Origin of the sequence: Paenibacillus sp. FSL R5-0527, assembly GCF_038008055.1 — a bacterium.
Lineage (GTDB): Bacteria > Bacillota > Bacilli > Paenibacillales > Paenibacillaceae > Fontibacillus > Fontibacillus macerans.
The window spans coordinates 4,287,206-4,304,135 of the sequence record NZ_JBBOYI010000001.1 but is presented as its reverse complement, the minus strand read 5'-3'; the positions used below and the strand labels follow the sequence as shown (position 1 = coordinate 4,304,135).

Annotated in this window: 17 protein-coding genes; 6 read left to right on the top strand and 11 right to left on the bottom strand. The window is 53.5% G+C overall.

Going from position 1 to position 16,930, the window contains the following annotated elements; translation table 11 throughout:
• The first annotated feature begins 223 nt into the window (after nucleotides 1–223).
• From NYE69_RS18855 to NYE69_RS18845, 3 genes are read left to right on the top strand one after another with little or no spacing between them, the layout of a single operon-like run.
• Nucleotides 224–511 (top strand): ArsR/SmtB family transcription factor, encoded by a 288-nt coding sequence (locus NYE69_RS18855; protein ID WP_128633703.1) that lies wholly within the window; start codon nucleotides 224–226, stop codon nucleotides 509–511.
• Nucleotides 512–3,034, top strand: a complete 2,523-nt coding sequence (locus NYE69_RS18850) for an FAD-dependent oxidoreductase (RefSeq protein WP_340927387.1) — start codon at nucleotides 512–514, stop codon at nucleotides 3,032–3,034.
• 58 nt (nucleotides 3,035–3,092) lie between these two features.
• Nucleotides 3,093–3,911, top strand: a complete 819-nt coding sequence (locus tag NYE69_RS18845) for a class I SAM-dependent methyltransferase (RefSeq protein ID WP_340927386.1) — start codon at nucleotides 3,093–3,095, stop codon at nucleotides 3,909–3,911.
• A 381-nt stretch (nucleotides 3,912–4,292) separates the two neighbouring features.
• Here the strand turns inward: NYE69_RS18845 and lpdA are convergent, their stop codons facing one another.
• From lpdA to pdhA, 4 genes are read right to left on the bottom strand one after another with little or no spacing between them, the layout of a single operon-like run.
• Entirely contained in the window at nucleotides 4,293–5,708 is a 1,416-nt protein-coding gene (lpdA, locus tag NYE69_RS18840; RefSeq protein WP_340927385.1) for a dihydrolipoyl dehydrogenase, read from the bottom strand.
• Between the two features lie 7 nt (nucleotides 5,709–5,715).
• Entirely contained in the window at nucleotides 5,716–7,011 is a 1,296-nt protein-coding gene (locus NYE69_RS18835) for a dihydrolipoamide acetyltransferase family protein (RefSeq protein WP_340927384.1), read from the bottom strand.
• A 26-nt stretch (nucleotides 7,012–7,037) separates the two neighbouring features.
• Complete coding sequence (locus tag NYE69_RS18830; RefSeq protein ID WP_036623099.1) at nucleotides 7,038–8,018, bottom strand: alpha-ketoacid dehydrogenase subunit beta; 981 nt, start codon at nucleotides 8,016–8,018, stop codon at nucleotides 7,038–7,040.
• 49 nt (nucleotides 8,019–8,067) lie between these two features.
• On the bottom strand, nucleotides 8,068–9,135 hold the full coding sequence (gene pdhA / locus NYE69_RS18825; protein WP_036623100.1) for a pyruvate dehydrogenase (acetyl-transferring) E1 component subunit alpha: 1,068 nt from the start codon (nucleotides 9,133–9,135) through the stop codon (nucleotides 8,068–8,070).
• A gap of 195 nt (nucleotides 9,136–9,330) precedes the next feature.
• Here pdhA and NYE69_RS18820 point away from each other — a divergent pair, with 195 nt between their 5' ends.
• A complete protein-coding gene (locus NYE69_RS18820; RefSeq protein WP_036623101.1) occupies nucleotides 9,331–10,059 on the top strand; it encodes an alpha/beta hydrolase in 729 nt (242 codons plus the stop codon).
• A 95-nt stretch (nucleotides 10,060–10,154) separates the two neighbouring features.
• Here NYE69_RS18820 and NYE69_RS18815 read toward each other — a convergent pair whose 3' ends face one another.
• On the bottom strand, nucleotides 10,155–10,826 hold the full coding sequence (locus NYE69_RS18815; protein WP_036623102.1) for a trimeric intracellular cation channel family protein: 672 nt from the start codon (nucleotides 10,824–10,826) through the stop codon (nucleotides 10,155–10,157).
• Nucleotides 10,827–10,965: 139 nt separating this feature from the next.
• Between NYE69_RS18815 and NYE69_RS18810 the strand changes: the two genes are divergently transcribed.
• Nucleotides 10,966–11,607 (top strand): thiamine diphosphokinase, encoded by a 642-nt coding sequence (locus NYE69_RS18810; RefSeq protein ID WP_340927382.1) that lies wholly within the window; start codon nucleotides 10,966–10,968, stop codon nucleotides 11,605–11,607.
• Nucleotides 11,608–11,868: 261 nt separating this feature from the next.
• Nucleotides 11,869–12,378 (top strand): C40 family peptidase, encoded by a 510-nt coding sequence (locus tag NYE69_RS18805; RefSeq protein ID WP_270619417.1) that lies wholly within the window; start codon nucleotides 11,869–11,871, stop codon nucleotides 12,376–12,378.
• Nucleotides 12,379–12,445: 67 nt separating this feature from the next.
• On the opposite strand, the gene NYE69_RS18800 is transcribed toward NYE69_RS18805, so the two are convergent.
• The 6 genes from NYE69_RS18800 to NYE69_RS18775 all read right to left on the bottom strand — a co-directional run bounded on the left by NYE69_RS18800 (nucleotide 12,446) and on the right by NYE69_RS18775 (nucleotide 16,922).
• Nucleotides 12,446–13,123, bottom strand: coding sequence for a response regulator transcription factor (locus NYE69_RS18800; protein ID WP_340927381.1), 678 nt, complete (start codon nucleotides 13,121–13,123; stop codon nucleotides 12,446–12,448).
• A 116-nt stretch (nucleotides 13,124–13,239) separates the two neighbouring features.
• A complete protein-coding gene (locus NYE69_RS18795) occupies nucleotides 13,240–14,295 on the bottom strand; it encodes a ThiF family adenylyltransferase (RefSeq protein ID WP_340927379.1) in 1,056 nt (351 codons plus the stop codon).
• A gap of 89 nt (nucleotides 14,296–14,384) precedes the next feature.
• The gene (locus tag NYE69_RS18790; protein ID WP_340927378.1) at nucleotides 14,385–15,395 is read right to left on the bottom strand and encodes a hypothetical protein; all 1,011 of its coding nucleotides are present in this window, start codon (nucleotides 15,393–15,395) and stop codon (nucleotides 14,385–14,387) included.
• Nucleotides 15,382–15,936 (bottom strand): hypothetical protein, encoded by a 555-nt coding sequence (locus NYE69_RS18785; protein ID WP_340927377.1) that lies wholly within the window; start codon nucleotides 15,934–15,936, stop codon nucleotides 15,382–15,384. Before NYE69_RS18785 ends, NYE69_RS18790 begins: the two co-directional genes overlap by 14 nt.
• Before the next feature lie 13 nt (nucleotides 15,937–15,949).
• On the bottom strand, nucleotides 15,950–16,411 hold the full coding sequence (locus NYE69_RS18780; protein WP_340927376.1) for a hypothetical protein: 462 nt from the start codon (nucleotides 16,409–16,411) through the stop codon (nucleotides 15,950–15,952).
• 22 nt (nucleotides 16,412–16,433) lie between these two features.
• Nucleotides 16,434–16,922 (bottom strand): hypothetical protein, encoded by a 489-nt coding sequence (locus tag NYE69_RS18775; RefSeq protein WP_036623113.1) that lies wholly within the window; start codon nucleotides 16,920–16,922, stop codon nucleotides 16,434–16,436.
• Nucleotides 16,923–16,930 lie beyond the last annotated feature (8 nt).

The window sequence follows — 16,930 nt, the reverse complement described above, 5'->3', positions numbered from 1 at the left end:
GATAATCGCTCGGGATACGGCTAGCCCAAGAGATCACTTTGCCCCCGAGATCGCTCCCCTTCAGCGCCATGAGCCACAAGAAGCATAGGTAAGATAAAACTTCGCGCTAACAACTTAACCATCCATCACTTTTCCAGAATTCACCTTCAAATAAATCTAATATTATTATATCGTAATATTGTGATATAATGATACATATAAAAACGCGAGGTGGTGCGCATTGATGGACAACAACTTCAAGGCCTACCAGGAGGCCGCCGACATACTCAAAGCTTTGGCCCACCCTGTTCGCCTATGCATCGTTAAGGGCTTGCTGGACAAAAAAGATTGCAACGTTACCTACATGCAGGAATGTTTAAAACTGCCCCAATCGACCGTTTCCCAGCATTTGCAGAAATTGCGCAGCCTGGGCATCGTCGAAGCCGAGCGCAGCGGATTGGAAGTAAAATACCGGATCGCCAACGATCATGTAAAAAAACTGATCCGCACCTTATTTGAGGAGGAACAATAAATGAGCAAAAAAGTGCTTATCATCGGCGGCGTCGCCGGCGGAGCTTCCGCAGCGGCAAGACTCCGCCGGCTGGATGAAGACGCGCATATCGTCATGTTCGAACGAGATCCGTACATTTCATTTGCGAACTGCGGACTCCCCTATTATATCGGGGATTCAATCAAAGACCGGTCAAAGCTGCTGGTACAAACTCCGGAGGCCATGCACCGACGGTTTAATATCGACGTCCGGACCGAAAGCGAAGTAATCGGCATCGATCCGTCCTGCAAAACCGTTCGTGTCCGCAGCAAGGATCGCGGTGAATACGAGGAAAGTTATGACGCGATGATTTTGTCGCCTGGCGCCAAACCGATTCGTCCGAATTTGCCTGGCATCGAAAGCAGCCGTATTCATACGCTGCGCAACATTCCCGACACCGACCGCATCAAGCGGCGGGTTGCCGACGAACAGGCTGCTTCGGCCATCGTCATCGGCGGTGGTTTTATAGGCGTGGAAATGGCCGAAAACCTGAAGGAAATCGGGCTTGACGTTACCTTGATCGAAGGCGGACCGCAGATTCTCGCGCCTTTTGATCCGGAAATGGCGGGTGTGCTGGCCAAAGAACTGGAAGATCGCGGCGTTACACTGCTGATGTCGCAAAGCGTAACTTCGTTTGAGGAAATGGGACAGCAAATCGTGGTCCGCACCTCAAGCGGTCTGTCGCTCGCCGGCGACATCGTCATTTTAGCTATCGGGGTTGCGCCGGATACGGCCTTCCTGAAAGAGTCCGGAATCGAATTGGGGCCGCGCGGCCATATTATCGTAAATGACAAGCTGGAAACGAACCTGGAAGGCGTCTATGCGGTGGGCGACGCCGTAGAAATTAGTGATTTCGTGAACGGCTCCAAAACCGCGATTCCGCTTGCCGGACCGGCTAACAAGCAAGGCCGGATCGCGGCCGACAACGTATGCGGTCTTGGTACGGTCTATAAAGGAACACAAGGCACATCGATTATCAAAGTGTTTGGCCTTACGGGAGCGTCCACCGGCAACAACGAAAAAACGCTGCAACGCCTGGGAATTCCCTATCATGTCATCTACGTCCATCCGAATTCCCATGCCTCGTATTATCCCGGAGCCGCGCCGATCACGATGAAGCTGCTGTTTCAAGCGGACGGGACTCTGCTTGGGGCCCAAGCAATCGGGTATGACGGCGTCGATAAGCGTATCGACGATATCGCCACCGTCATTCACTTCCACGGCACCGTAACGGATCTAACGGAACTTGAGCTAGCTTATGCCCCGCCCTACTCGTCGGCCAAAGACCCGGTGAACATGGCCGGCTATACGGCGGAAAACGTGCTCAGCGGGCGCACGAACGTTTTCGTGCCGAAAGACTTGGCCGCACGGGACGAGCAATCGACGCTGCTTGTGGACGTGCGTTCCGAAATCGAGCACGCGGGCGGCCACATTCCCGGGTCACTGCTAATCCCTGTCGATGAGCTGCGGGACCGACTCGGGGAACTCGATCCGGCCAAGGAAATCTGGGTGTACTGCCAGGTCGGTCTTCGCGGGTACACCGCATCGCGCATCCTCCAGCAGAAAGGATACCGTGTCCGCAACCTGACCGGCGGTTATAAGCTTTACCGGATGGCAAACTATGAGCCTGAAAAAGCTCAGCTTTCGGGTCGTCTAGACGCGGCGGAGGCGAAAGCGGAAGTTGCCGCGGCTGTGGCTGCGGCCAAAGAGAGCAATCCGCTTCAAACCGCAAATGAACCGGCTGTGGCGAACGAGCCGCTGCGCGCCGACGCGGAGTTGGACGCCTGCGGGCTTTGCTGCCCAGGTCCGCTCATTCAAGTGAAACAAACGATGGACCGGCTGCGAGAAGGCCAAGTTTTGCGCGTAACCGCCTCGGACCCTGGATTCTATGAGGATGTGCAGGCCTGGGCCAACATGTCCAAAAACCGGATGCTCCAGGTCAGCAAAAACGATAACGGCATCATCGAAGCATATATGCGCAAGGGCGGCGCGATGGCCGCCGAGGCGGCAAATGTAGAACAGCCGGCGGCATCGCCGGAGGGCACGACAATGGTCGTATTCAGCGGCGATTTGGACAAGGCGATCGCCTCCTTTATTATCGCCAATGGGGCTGCAGCCAGCGGAAAGAAGGTCACCTTGTTCTTCACTTTCTGGGGTCTTAACATACTCCGCAAGCCGGAAAAAGTACCCGTAAACAAAAGCTTTATCGGCCGCATGTTCGGTGCGATGATGCCGCGGGGCAGCCGGAAATTGGCATTGTCCCGCATGAACATGATGGGCATGGGCGCCAAAATGATTCGCGGTGTGATGCAAAAAGGGAACGTATCCTCACTTGAAGAGCTAATGGACACCGCGATCAGCCAAGGCGTGGAAATCGTCGCCTGCCAAATGTCCATGGACCTGATGGGCATCGCCAAGGAAGAGCTGATCGACGGCGTCAAAATCGGCGGAGTCGGATATTATTTAGGCAAAGCGGACCAATCGGGCATTAATTTGTTTATTTAATCAGGTATCATCGAATCATCGATGTCCTAAAATTTCATTGTCCGAAGGAGTGATTTCCTTGACCGGCCAGATTCGCCAAAATAACGTGGACCGTTTCAACGGCTTCGGAACGCTTTATGTTCAGAGCCGCCCGCAAGCCCCGGAAGAAGTAGCCAAAATTTTAACGATGTATCTGGGCCGAGCGCCTGAGTACGTTGCGGATGTCGGATGCGGAACCGGCCTCTCCACTATGATTTGGCTGAAGCATGCCGAGCGGCTCATCGGCATCGAGCCGAACGACGACATGCGCGGGGTCGCTTTAAGCCGTCTGCGGGAGACGGGTGCTCAGGAAAAGCTGACGTTCGTCCAGGGCCTCTCCGACCAACTCCCGCTCGCATCGGCTTCCGTCGATATCGTCACCTGTTCACAATCATTTCACTGGATGGAGCCTCAACCAACGCTGCGGGAATTCGCTCGCGTGCTGCGCCCTGGCGGCGTGTTCGCCGCCTATGATTGCGATTGGCCGCCGGCCATCGCCCCCGAACTTGAACAGGCGTACGAGCGGCTCATCGATTTTGCCGACCAGCGGGCCAGCGAACTGGCCGAAAGCGGCAAACAAGCGTACAAGTGGCCCAAAGACAAGCATTTACAGGAAATCCGGGAGAGCGGATGGTTTCATTTTTCCCGAGAGATCGTGTTCCACCATTGGGAAAGCTGCGATGCCGGCCGGTATGCGAATCTGGCCTTCAGCCAAGGCGGTCTGCAGACGGCGCTGAAATTAGGAGATGGCGAAGTTGCAGCCGCCGCGGAGCGGTTCCGCAACCAGGCCATTCAAGCATTCGGCGGCGAAACCCGGGAAATCCTGTTTAACTACCGGATGCGGCTTGGCGTTAAGTAATGACTAAAAGGCCGCCGGAGGAATTCGCTTCGGCGGCCTTTTTATGCCTAACCTCGGGTAATAGAGGTGCATAGCGCAAAATAGCGGAGATTTTTTCGTGTTGTTTAGGGACTAGGTTTGGAAAAAGCGACGAGAAGCCGCCCCAAAAAACAAGGTCAAAAAATGCATTTATTCCAGCGAAATCGGTTCATTTAAGAGAAATAGAAGCAATATATGTGGCTATTTTGTAGGCAGGTTGTCCTACCCGATCGGTCGGCTCCGGCAGACGCTGTCAAATTTCATAAAAAAAAGCAAGGCCAAAATTTCGGCCTTGCCCAAATATGCTTAGGAGAACACTTCCTCTTAGGAGGAGTGGAAAATCAATTGCAGTGCACCGCTGGATTAGCGAGCGATGACGTGGATCGGATGGCCTTCCACGAGTTCCGCGGTTTCCATCACGATTTCACCCAGCGTCGGGTGAGCGTGAATCGTCAGCGAGATGTCTTCCAGCGTTGCGCCCATTTCGATCGCGAGGCCCAGCTCGGCAATCAGGTTGGAAGCTTCGATACCGACGATTTGCGCGCCGAGAACGACGTTATTGTCGGCATTTGCGACGATTTTGATGAAGCCGTCAGGCTGGTTCAGCGAAGTTGCGCGGCCGTTGCCCGCAAACGGGAATTTGCCGGCTTTCACATTGATGCCTTTTTCCTTCGCTTCTTTTTCGGTGTAACCAACGCTCGAGCATTCCGGATCGGTGAAAACAACCGCAGGAATCGCCTTGTATTCGACAACGGAAGGCAGTCCGGAAATCGCTTCGGCCGCTACCTTGCCTTCGTAGGAAGCCTTATGAGCAAGCGCAGGACCCGCTACGATATCGCCGATCGCGAAGATTTTCGGGTTGCTGGTGCGCCCTTGATGGTCGACTTTGACCAGACCGCGATCGGTCAATTCCACGCCGGCCAAATCCAGGCCGAGATCTCCGTCCGTGTTAGGACGGCGGCCCACCGTTACCAGCAGGTAATCGGCGGTGATTTCTTTGCTTTCGCCGTTTACGGAGTATTTCACCGTTACGTTCTTATCGGTTTGCTCCGCGCTTTCGGCTTTCGCGTTCGTTACGATTTCGATGCCGGTTTTGGCCATGCTCTTGGCCACGAGGCGGGTCATGTCCTTGTCGAAGCCAGGCAGCACGCTGTCCATGCCTTCGATAATCGTCACTTTCGTGCCGAATTTGGAGAACATTTGACCGAGCTCAGCACCGATATAGCCGCCGCCGATGACGATCAGGCTGCCCGGAATTTCTTGCAGCTCAAGAGCTTCCGTGGAGGACAAAATGCGTCCGCCAAACGGGAACGGCTTCAGTTCAATCGGACGGGAGCCGGTCGCCAGAATGCAGTTTTTGAAACGGTAACGCGGGGATTCGTGTTCGTTGAAGCAGCGGGCTTCGCTGTCATTGATGAACATAACCTCGCCGCTGAACACTTCCACTTTGTTGCCTTTCAAGAGCCCCGTTACGCCTTGGGTCATTTTCTTGACGACGCCGTTTTTGAATTCTTGCGTTTTCTTAAAATCCACTTTGACGTTTTCCGCCGTAATCCCGAAAGCATCGGCATGCTGTGCGGATTCGTATTGATGCGCCGCCGAAATCAGCGCTTTGGACGGAATACAGCCGCGGTTCAAGCAGACACCGCCAAGCTCGGATTTGTCCACGATCAGCACTTTTTGCCCCAGTTGAGCAGCGCGAATCGCTGCCACGTAACCGCCGGGACCTGCTCCGACTACCAGTGTATCGATATCAATAGATGCGTCTCCTACTACCATGATGGTATTACACCTCCATAACAAGCAGCTCAGGGTTGGCGAGCAGCTGTTTAATATAGTTCATCGCGTTTTGAGCCGTAGCGCCGTCGATCAAACGGTGGTCGAAGCTGAGCGACAAGGCCATAACCGGAGCGACAACGATCTCGCCGTCTCTAACGGCCGGTTTTTGGCTGATCCGGCCTGTACCCAGAATGGCGACTTCCGGATAGTTGATAATCGGCGTAAAGAACATGCCGCCAGCGGAACCGATGTTCGAAATCGAAATCGTGCTTCCTTTCATCTCGTTTGCGGACAGCTTGCCTTCGCGGCCGCGCAGCGCCAAATCGGAAATCGCTTCGGCGATCATCCAGATGCTCTTGCGGTCGGCAGCTTTCACCACCGGCACGATCAAGCCGTTGTCGGTGTCGGTAGCGATACCGATGTCGTAGTGTTTCTTGTAAACAATCTCATTGTTTACGTCGTCGATGGACGCGTTGAGCGCCGGATATTTGCGGACCGCCGCCACGAGCGCTTTAACGATGAACGGCAGGTAAGTCACCTTGATGCCTTTCTTCTCGGCAACAGGTTTCATGCGGGTGCGGAAGGCCACCAGTTCCGTAACGTCCACTTCGTCCATGATCGTAACGTGCGGCGCGGTATACGCCGATTTAACCATCGCGTTGGAAATGGCTTTGCGGATGCCTTTGAACGGCACGCGTTCTTCTTCATCGGCCACTGCGATCGGCGTAGGTGCCGGAGCCGCTGGAGCCGCCGCTGCTGCACCGGTTGCCGCAGGCGCTGCCGAAGCTGCCGCAGGTGCACCGCCGTTCTTGAACGCATCAACGTCTTCACGCGTGATTTTGCCGGCTTTGCCCGTGCCTGGCACTTGCGTGATGTCAATGCCCAGCTCGCGGGCGTATTTGCGTACGCTTGGCGTAGCCAATACTTCGCGGTTCGGCGCTGCAGGAGCTGCCGCTGCCGCCGGAGCCGCCGCACTTGCAGCCGGTGCGGCTTCAGCCGGTGCCGGGGCCGCCGCTTCCGGTTCGTCATGCGCCGGTGCGTCCGCTTGCTCCGGAATGTCGCCTTCGGCGTCGATCACGGCGACGACTTGGCCTACGCGGAACACGGCGCCGTCGGTGCCGAACACTTCCTGAACCGTACCGTTAACCGGACACGGCACTTCCACGACCGCTTTGTCGTTTTGCACTTCCATAATGATATCTTCGTCGGTTACTTTGTCGCCCGGTTTGATGTGCATTTTAATAATTTCGCCCTCATGCAAACCTTCCCCAAGCTCAGGGAAACGATATTCAAATTTAGCCACCGTAAATGACCTCCTATTTCGTCGAATTAAAATTCAAGAACTTTGTTGACGCCGTCGATGACGCGAGCCGGAGACGGAAGCCATTGATCCTCGATTTGCGCGAATGGATATACGGTATCCGGCGGCGCAACGCGAAGCACTGGAGCTTCCAGGTGCAAAATCGCTTTTTCATTGATTTGCGCGATCACTTCCGCGGCGATGCCCGCGGATTTTTGCGCTTCCTGTACGACGATGGCGCGGTTCGTTTTCTTGACCGATGCGACGATCGTGTCGATGTCGAGCGGCACCAGCGTGCGCAGGTCGATAACTTCGGCTTTGATGCCTTTGGTTTTCTCCAGCTCTTCCGCCGCTTTGACAGCCGTGTGAACCATCAGCCCGTAAGCGATGATCGTGACGTCGGAGCCTTCGCGAACAATGTTCGCTTTGCCCAGTTCAACCGTGTAGTCCTCTTCAGGCACTTCGGCGCGGAAAGCATGGTACAAGTTCAAATGCTCCATGAAAAATACCGGATCGTTATCGCGGATGGCCGAGATCAGCAGGCCTTTCGCATCATAAGGATTGGACGGAATCACCAGCTTGATACCCGGAGTTTGCGCGATCAATCCTTCCAGGGCGTCAGTGTGCAGCTCCGCTGCTTTGACCCCGCCGCCGAACGGCGTGCGGAATACGACCGGCGCATGGTAACGTCCGCCGGAACGGTAACGCATCCGGGCCGCCTGCACCAAAATTTGGTCGAGCGCTTCAAAAATAAAGCCGACAAACTGAATTTCCGCTACCGGACGGAAACCTTGAATCCCGAGGCCAACCGCCATGCCGCCGATCGCCGACTCGGCCAGCGGCGTATCCATCACGCGCTCTTCCCCGAATTCTTTTTGCAGACCTTCCGTTACGCGGAACACGCCGCCCACATGACCTACGTCTTCGCCGAAAATCAGGACGTTCGGATCACGCTTCAGTTCCACGCGGAGCGCATCGCGAATTGCTTCTTTCATATTCATTTGTGCCATTCTATATATCCTCCTCTTTAGAACGATCTGACTAGATTAGACTCTAACCTTATTGAAAATCGGCTTTTTGCTCTTCCAGATGCTTCGGCGTTTTCTCGAACATGCTGTCGATCAAGCCAGGAATCGTCATTTTTTCCGTTTGTTCCGCTTTTTTGATCTGCTCGTTAACGGTCGCCTTGGCTTCATCTTTTACGCGAGCCGTATCTTCTTCGGACCACAGACCTTTTTTCTCCAAATATTTGGCGAGGCGGGCAATCGGGTCTTTTTCGCTCCATTCCCCTTCTTCTTCTTTCGTCCGGTACTTGGAGGTATCGTCGGAAAGGGAGTGCGGACGGAAACGGTAAGTTACCGCTTCAATCAAAGTTGCGCCTTCCCCGTTGCGCGCGCGTTCAGCCGCTTCGCGAACGGCGGCGATGACGGCGAACACGTCCATGCCGTCGACTTTCACGCCGCGGATCCCGGCCGCAACGGCTTTATGAGCAATGGACAAAGCAGCGGTTTGTTTCGAGAACGGCGTCGTAATCGCGTAACCGTTGTTTTGCACAAAGAAAATGACCGGCAGTTTAAAGGCGCCAGCATAGTTCAATGCTTCGTAGAAGTCCCCTTCGGAAGAACCGCCGTCACCCGTATAAGTAATGGCCACATGTTTTTGCTTCTTCAATTTGTAGCCCATCGCGATGCCCATGGCATGCAAAACTTGCGCGCCGATAATGATTTGAGGCATAAGTACGTTGACGCCTTCCGGAATTTGTCCGCCATGCTGATGGCCGCGGGAATACAGGAAAGCTTGATACAGCGGAAGACCGTGCCATACGAGCTGCGGCATATCGCGGTAGCCCGGGCAGACGAAGTCGTCTTTTTCCAAAGCGAATTCACTGCCGACCATCGTCGCCTCTTGCCCGGATACCGGAGCGTAGAAACCAAGGCGGCCTTGACGGCCCAAGTTAATGGCGCGTTCATCCCAAGTGCGGGTGAATACCATGCGGTACATCAGTTCTTTCAATTGATCGTCGGAGAGCTCCGGCAGCTTATCTTTGTTAACGATTTCACCGTCCGGCGACAGCACGGACAAAGCTTCGACTTCCTCCGTATATACTTCATAAGGAATCTTGCTCATTTTTTTCACCTCGACTGAAAATTTGATTATCTTGTTCCTCTGTTATAGAATTATTATACTCCTGTTTCATTCTCAAAGTCAAAGGAATTAAGGAGAATTGTGTCATATTTTTATTTTTGTTTATATAACAGTTTTTCGAAAATAATATAACACAACCCCATTTAACCCATCATGACAAGGAGCGTGTAACAAAGCATGACGGATTCGCGTTATTTGAAACGAACCATTATTAAGGAGGAAATCGACAGCAAATACTTGGGGGAAAAACGATATCTTCGTATTTACCTGCCTCCCGGGTACAACGAAATCTTGAGTTATCCTGTCGTATACTGTCAGGATGGCGAAGAGTTTTTCAATTTCGGACGTATTGCCACGCACGCCAACCAACTGATCCTCGACGAAGGGATCGATCCGTTTATCATCGTCGGCGTGGAAGTGGATACGAAAGTGCGCACCGAGGAATACGCCCCGTTCGGCAACCGTTTTGACGCTTATACCCGCTGTTTCACGGAAGAAATTATTCCCTTCATTGAACGGAATTATCCGGTTCGGCGCGAACGCGAAGAAAGAGTCCTGGCCGGCGATTCGCTGGGGGCGACCGTCTCCCTCCACTTGGCTATGAAAAATCCGGAACTGTTTTCCAAAATCATCAGCTTGTCCGGAGCCTACTATGGACCGTCCCTCAAACTGCTGGCCCAAGAAACGGACTTGTCCTACCTGTCCTTGTTCATGGTCGTCGGGCTGCAGGAGGATCATTACACGACCGACACGGGCACCTATAATTTCGTCGAACTGAATCGCCAGGCCAAAGCGCTGCTTGAGGAACGGGGAGCCAGGATCGTCTATACCGAAAAAGACGGTAAACATTTATGGGGCTTTTGGCAGCAGGAGCTTCCCGGAGCGCTCGTCCATTTCTTGAAATAGCGCTTTCAAAACAAGCGGACGCCAAAATCGGAACAACAGAGGCCGTCTTAATATAGTAGGAAACTATTTCGGACAGCCTCTGGTTGTTTTTTTATTTAATTGCGGTGAACCGACCCGGAAGCGGCCACATGCTCGCTTTTCGGCAGCTCGGCCGGAGTTTCGGGCCTTTTGAGCGACCGGCGCGGCAGCTTCCATTTGTAGTGGACGGATAACATGCGAAAAAATACGACGATCGCAAACAGCAAAATCAGTTCCATTGTGGATTTAAAAAATCCAAAGCCCACGGCAAGCCCGGCCAGCATCGCCCATACCGCGTAAATCTCATCGCGCAGCACCAGCGGTTTGCGTCCGGCGAGCAAATCGCGGATAATTCCGCCGCCGATCCCCGTCAGTACCGCCGCTACGAGCACCGCGCTCATCGGATGCTTCATTTCCGTGGCATACAGCGCCCCTTGAATGGCAAAGGCGGACAGGCCGATGGCGTCAAAAAACACCTCCGCCCTTTTCCAATGCCGGATCCACGGCAGCGGTAAAATAAAGGCTACCAGCACGGACAACACCGCCAGTAAAATCAAGTCGTGTTGCCCCCACAGCGTTGTAACCGGGATGCCGATGAGCACATTGCGCACGATTCCCCCGCCAAACGCAGTAACCAAGCCAAGCACCATAACGCCCAGGATGTCGTATTCCTCTTCCATCGCCACAAACGCTCCCGACATGGCAAATGCGATCGTTCCGATGATGCTGAAAATGTCAAATATGTGCATTTCTTTTGTACTCTTCTGCCCTCTCTTTCGCCCCTTGTGCCTGCATCATCATTTTAGGCCTCTGTGCCAAAATTGTGTAGTCCTCAAATTTGAATTATACTACATGAACAAGGGATTCAACCAGAAAGGAAGAAAAGAAATGGCTGGAAAGCGCGTGCTCATTTTTGCGGGCGGACGCATCGATCCTGATGTATTACAGGATATCCAAGCGGATGATGTGTTGATCGGCGCCGATCGGGGCGCTCTATTTTTGGTAGAGCATGGAATCCGGCCGCACCTGGCGGTCGGGGATTTCGATTCCGTCAGTCCCGAGGAACTGGACAATATTAAACAGAACTGTATGGAGCTCATCGCCTGCGATCCCGTCGACAAGGACTTGACCGATACCGAGCTGGCCTACAACCTGGCATTAAAGCAACAGCCCGCGGAAATCTTGATGACAGGCGTCATCGGGACCCGGCTCGACCATACGCTCGCCAACGTGCATATGATGGTGCGCGGCCTGCAGCAGCAAATCCGCACCGACATTTGGGACAAGCACAATTACATAACGTTAACCGATTCCGAGTGCCGGATAACGGACCGCGGCTATACTTACGTTTCCCTCCTCCCGCTTACACCCGAAGTGACGGGAATTACGCTTGAAGGATTTTTGTACCCGCTGGACAATGCCAGCTTGCGTATAGGCCAATCGCTAGGCGTCAGCAACCGTTTGACGGGACCTGAAGGAATCGTCCGGGTTTCAAGCGGTCTTTTGCTGATTATGCAAAGCAAAGATTAAATGAAAACAATTTTGTAACCTTTTTGATCGCTTGCATGAAGTCGAAAAAACCCTTGATCCTCAAGGGTTTTTTTCTTTGCAAATTGCAAAATCCTGCTTTTTTTCTTAAAAATCTGTAAACTTTAATGATATTTTAATAAATGCATCCAAACTATGAATATATCAGGTTTTTAGGAGACTCTGCCATATATTAGGAGGTAACATTTCTGTTATACTTCTCTACGAACCGGTTGAAAAACAATAACTTTGGAGGTATACAACATGAACATGCGCAGCATATTCCAAAAAGTTTTGACGGTCGGCATTGTGTCCACCATCGGTTTCAGCACTCTGCTTGCCAGTGGGGCTGAGCCTGTACAAGCCCAGTCGGCAACAGCTAATGCTGTTTCGAAAGGAACTCAAATCGTTAACTTCGGTAAACAATTTATGGGTACGCCTTATAAATTTGGCGCTTCTACTTCGACAACAAGAGTTTTTGATTGCTCGTCATTTATGAAGTACATTTTTAAAAAGTACGGCGTTAACCTGCCCCGGACTTCCGCTGCTCAATCGAAGGAAGGTTATGCGGTTTCCAAATCCAACCTGAAGGCCGGCGACCTGGTGTTCTTCTCCAGCGGCAGCCGCGCAAACGGCCATAACGTGACTCACGTCGCCGTTTACATGGGAGGCGGTAAAATTCTGCATACGTACGGTAAACCGGGCGTGACGATTTCCGACCTGAACTCCGGAAACTGGAAAAGAACTTACCTGAAAGCCCGCCGCGTCCTGTAAAGTTTTGATCGCATCGGTACAATTCACCCTTTATCCCGGCAGCCTCTCTGCCGGGATTTTTGTCTTTTCATTGCAGCATATATCCCGTTCCGCGCACCGTGTGCAGCAATTTTTGCGTTTGCCCGCGGTCGATTTTTTTGCGCAAATGACGGATATACACATCGACTACGTTCGTCCCGGCGGCGAAATCGTAACCCCATACCTGCTGCAAAATCATCTCCCGGCCGCATACCTTGCCTGCCCGTTTTAACAAAAACAGCAGCAAATCAAACTCTTTCGGCGTTAGCTTAATCGCCTCATCCCCACGATACACTCTGCGGCTCTTCAGCTCCATCCGCAAATCCTCGTAGCTCAACTCCGTAAGCGAGCCGTCCCCGATCCGTTTGAACAGCGCGATCAAATGCCCGGCCCGAGCATACAGCTCGGCGATCGGGACGTCGATACTTACGACGTCGTTTGCGCCGGCGGCAAATCCGGTCACGACTTCATCGGTGCTCCATTCGCGCAATAGAAGGATGAGCGGGTAGGCGGCAAACCGGCCAACCTGCTGTAAAATTTCCCCCGCGGATAGATCCGGCAAATCCGTTCCCAGCAGCACCAGGTCCGGAAACTCGTCTTCGAGATAACGGACCGTATCTTTTCCGTTACGATGCTGTGCGACTTCGTACCCTGCCTCTTCCAGCCCAAGTCTTAACCGTTCCCCCGCGGAAGGATCCGCCAAGGCCAACAGCACCTTCCTTTTCATTTTCGCCCCAACCACCTTGCGATGCAAATGCCAATCCTATGTAATAAGATGATCAATCTTCGCAAAAACCATTCCAAAGGCCTTTGGGGGTTGGGGCTTTTGCCGTTCTTCGGACTTTACCCCAAATAGCGGTCATAGATTCCTTTAGCTTCCACCGGATCTTTCGTGCCGTGAATCAGGGCCCGTCCGTCCTCAAACAAAACCAGACGCCGTTCTCCGATCGTGTAAGACAGCAGAAACGGATTCACTTCCACTTTGCCTTCATTTAACCGGCTAAGCGTTGCCGCCATATCAGGCAGGTTCAACCGGCGCTTTTGGGCCGGACGGATCTGAACCGTATCCCTGCCGCAGAGCACTTCCGTTTTTCGGTGGCTCGCCGCGGATAAGTACGGAAAGCCGGGGTGCGCACCGCAGGAAGGACAGTCTTCCCGTTTGGCGGAAGCCACCTTAATGGAAGCTTGTTCGTTGCGCCACAAATCAAAGGTCAACAGCGTTCCGCGCAGCGCTTCCGGATGCCCGGTCAACAGCTTTAACGCCTCCGTTGTCTGATGGGCCACAACCATTTGGACCGCCGAAGGGATGACGCCGACCGTATCACAGGTTTCGCCGCCCATGGGGATGCTCCCCAGCAAACAGTTCAAGCAGGGCGTCACTCCCGGCAAAACCGTAAACGTGATGCCGTAGCTGCCGACGCAGCCTCCGTAAATCCACGGGATCCGGTACTTTTGCGAAATATCGTTGATCACCATCCGGGTATCGAAATTGTCCGTGGCGTCCATAATCAGACGCACCCCGGGAATAAGCGCCTCCAGCTCTTCGGGGCCCACATCCGTCACCAACGCCTCGATCTCAACCGTACTGTTGATCGCCTTTAGCCGCTCGCTCGCCGCGACCGCTTTCGGCACTCTTCCGGCGGCATCCGCTTCCGAAAACAGCTGCTGCCGCTGCAAATTGCTCCATTCGACATAATCGCGGTCCGCGATAACGACATGCCCCACTCCAGACCTGGTGAGCGACTCGGCGATCCCGGTTCCGAGCGCTCCCGCGCCGATGATCAGCACCTTCGCTTTCCCCAGCATATTTTGGCCTTCGGCGCCGATCGGAGCAAAAAGCTTTTGCCGCGAATAGCGGTCGACTTTATCCCCCGGTACCGCGGTATCCTCTAACTTCATGAAGGTATCCTCCCCATAATCCGCCTGGATGTGTATATAGCTAATTTTATCATCTAGACCGCGGATTGTAACTTAGGGAATCCACCCACTTAGGGAGTTACAACCCCCGATCTGAAGCATTTCGCCTGAAAATATCCGCTTGCCGCCGCCGCCCGCTCTCCGGGGAACACCTCGCTAACCTCATAATCGGCACTGTTCGCTTCCGGACAGGTGTCCCGGAAATAATACTTAAGCCCGTTTCTCCTATTCACTCCGCCAAGTACGGCATCGCTTCTCACCAGGCGTCCGCCGCCCAACGCATAATTGTTGTAGTAGCGGTCGCCGATCGGTATGCCTTGCAAAAACACAAGCACCCCAACGTCGTCCAGCGTATTGCTCCATTCCTCCTGTGAAATGACCGGCAGCGTGAACGTATAATGAACGCCCTTCTTTAGGGCAAACTCATTATGTCTATGGATTACCTTTGCCAGATTCTCCTCGATACTGTGCACAATGGCCGTGCGCCGCACCTGGTCAAACCGTTCATCGTCTTGAAGAAGCGGAATCGTAAGCTCCGATTTCAGTTCGGTTTGCAGTCCGTCCTCCCACTCATCCAAACCGGAGTCGTAGGCCGTTATTTGCCGGTCCAGCGTAAAGGAGACATAATTGCCGAAGGCATCCGCGTATGCGTAAGGCTTCTTGAGGCTCCATCGGTGCGTCATCTCGGGACTGCCGTCCGCCGCGGCAGACTCCGCCGCCGCATAAATTGAGTATCCGTCATAATCTATAACGACGATGGCAGGTATGTATACCAGCAAAGCCTGCTGGGCCAGCGGGTCATCCGTCACTCCAAAATGAATGTACAAGCTTTGCAGCAGCACGGAAAGAGCGCGGTCTTTATCGGCGCGCATCCATTTTTGCGAACCGTACCCGCTTTCGTATCGTTGGAGCTCGTTGAGGTTCAGCGCGCTGCCGCCATCTTGGGCGGCCGTTCTCAGCGCCGTCGTATACCGCGTTTCGAGTATGTTCGCTTCGCGGATATTTTCGGCATGCAAGCTGCCGATCCAAAGGAACGGACTGACGATAAGCACAAACACGACCGCCCAATCAGTAATCTTCATTTAATACCATTCCTCCGTAGGACAACACATCTTTGTAACCCGCTGCCGTCCTGGTTCCATATAAAAATTCGGAAAGCACGTCATACGGCGAACGGGACCGGGCCTTTACGGTAACGCTGAAAAAATCTCCCGCCTGCAGCGTGTACTTCGCTTGCTCTTCGCCGGCTGCCGCCCGGTTCTCGCTAAACAGAACGCCTAGGATATCCTCGGTGTAATAGGCGTCGTAAACGACGCTAAACCGGTCTTGAAACGTGTTCGGGTCGGCCGGATCGCCGTATTCGGGGTGATATTTTTTGTGCCGGTGTTCAAGCTCAATATCGTAAAGATTTCCTTTGGCTTCCAGGCTGCGGGTAAATTGCTCGTACATCACCGGTGAGATATACCCTTTCGTACGAACCGCATCGGCAAACTCGGTCAAGGCGTGATAAGCCGACATATAGCGGATATCCGCTTCCCTTTGCGCCGTTTGAACGGCCGGAAACAAGTACAGCAGCAATACGGCGAGCAGCGCGGACGCGATTTTGGACAAAGCGTTGGTCATATTGAACGTCCCCTCATTTTTTCGTGAAAACCAGCTTCAACAACCGGCTGCCGGCATCGTATTCACGCTGGGTTTCGTATTGCCCTTGCAGGTCAATCAAAGCCAGCGCCTCCCTGCGCCTTTGTTCCATAACCTCAGCCGGTTCATCACCGGTCAAAACCGCAAACCGCCGGCCCTCCACCTCGACCGGTACGCCGAGCTCAACCCATAGCTGCAGGCCGAAGAGCAAGCTAAGTCCGGAGTATGCTTCCGCCCGGTCCGGCGCGGCAGCGGCAGCATAGGACGGAACAGCCAACGTCCCGGCAAGCGTACCGTCCGCTAAAGAAAACACATTCCGCTCCTGAACATGGGTTTGCGCCGCCAGCTGCTCCAGCGCCATATCCTGCCGCTCCGCAAAACTTAACGTGATAAAGGCCGCGGCCAGGCTAAACGATACGGAGAGAAGCAGCCAAAGCATGCTTTTCAGTTGAGTCATCATCTGTTTCGTCCGGCCCGGCTCAACGATTTACCGTCGTTTGCGTAAATATAAGGCCGCGTACGACATTGGAGTTATCCTTGACGACCTGAGCCTTAAATTTCCCGCTGGGGTTCACGTATTCATCCAGCTTTTCATTCCATGAATCGCTGATATCCGCACTGCTTTTGCCCGTAACCGTACCGTAATCCCTCGATGAAGACGCACCGATGTTCAAAATGTATCCGTACCATTCCCCAACGCTGTTCTTCCCGGTTTTTACCTGAATCCCGAACTGGTCGCGGTCCTGGAATTTCCGCAGCGCGTTCGTCACCTGCGAACCGCTGATCGTCGTATCGTCGTACACCGTAAAAGAAGCCTGGGACAACTCCGTCTGAATGTCGGAAAAATTGTTCTGCGCGGTTTTCGTCGCCTCCTGGGCGGAAACGAACAAAATGACCACAATCGTAATCAAAGCGATCGTCAAGAAAATACCGGCAGCCACCTTTAGAGCGGATGAAGCGTTATTCATAGGTACAG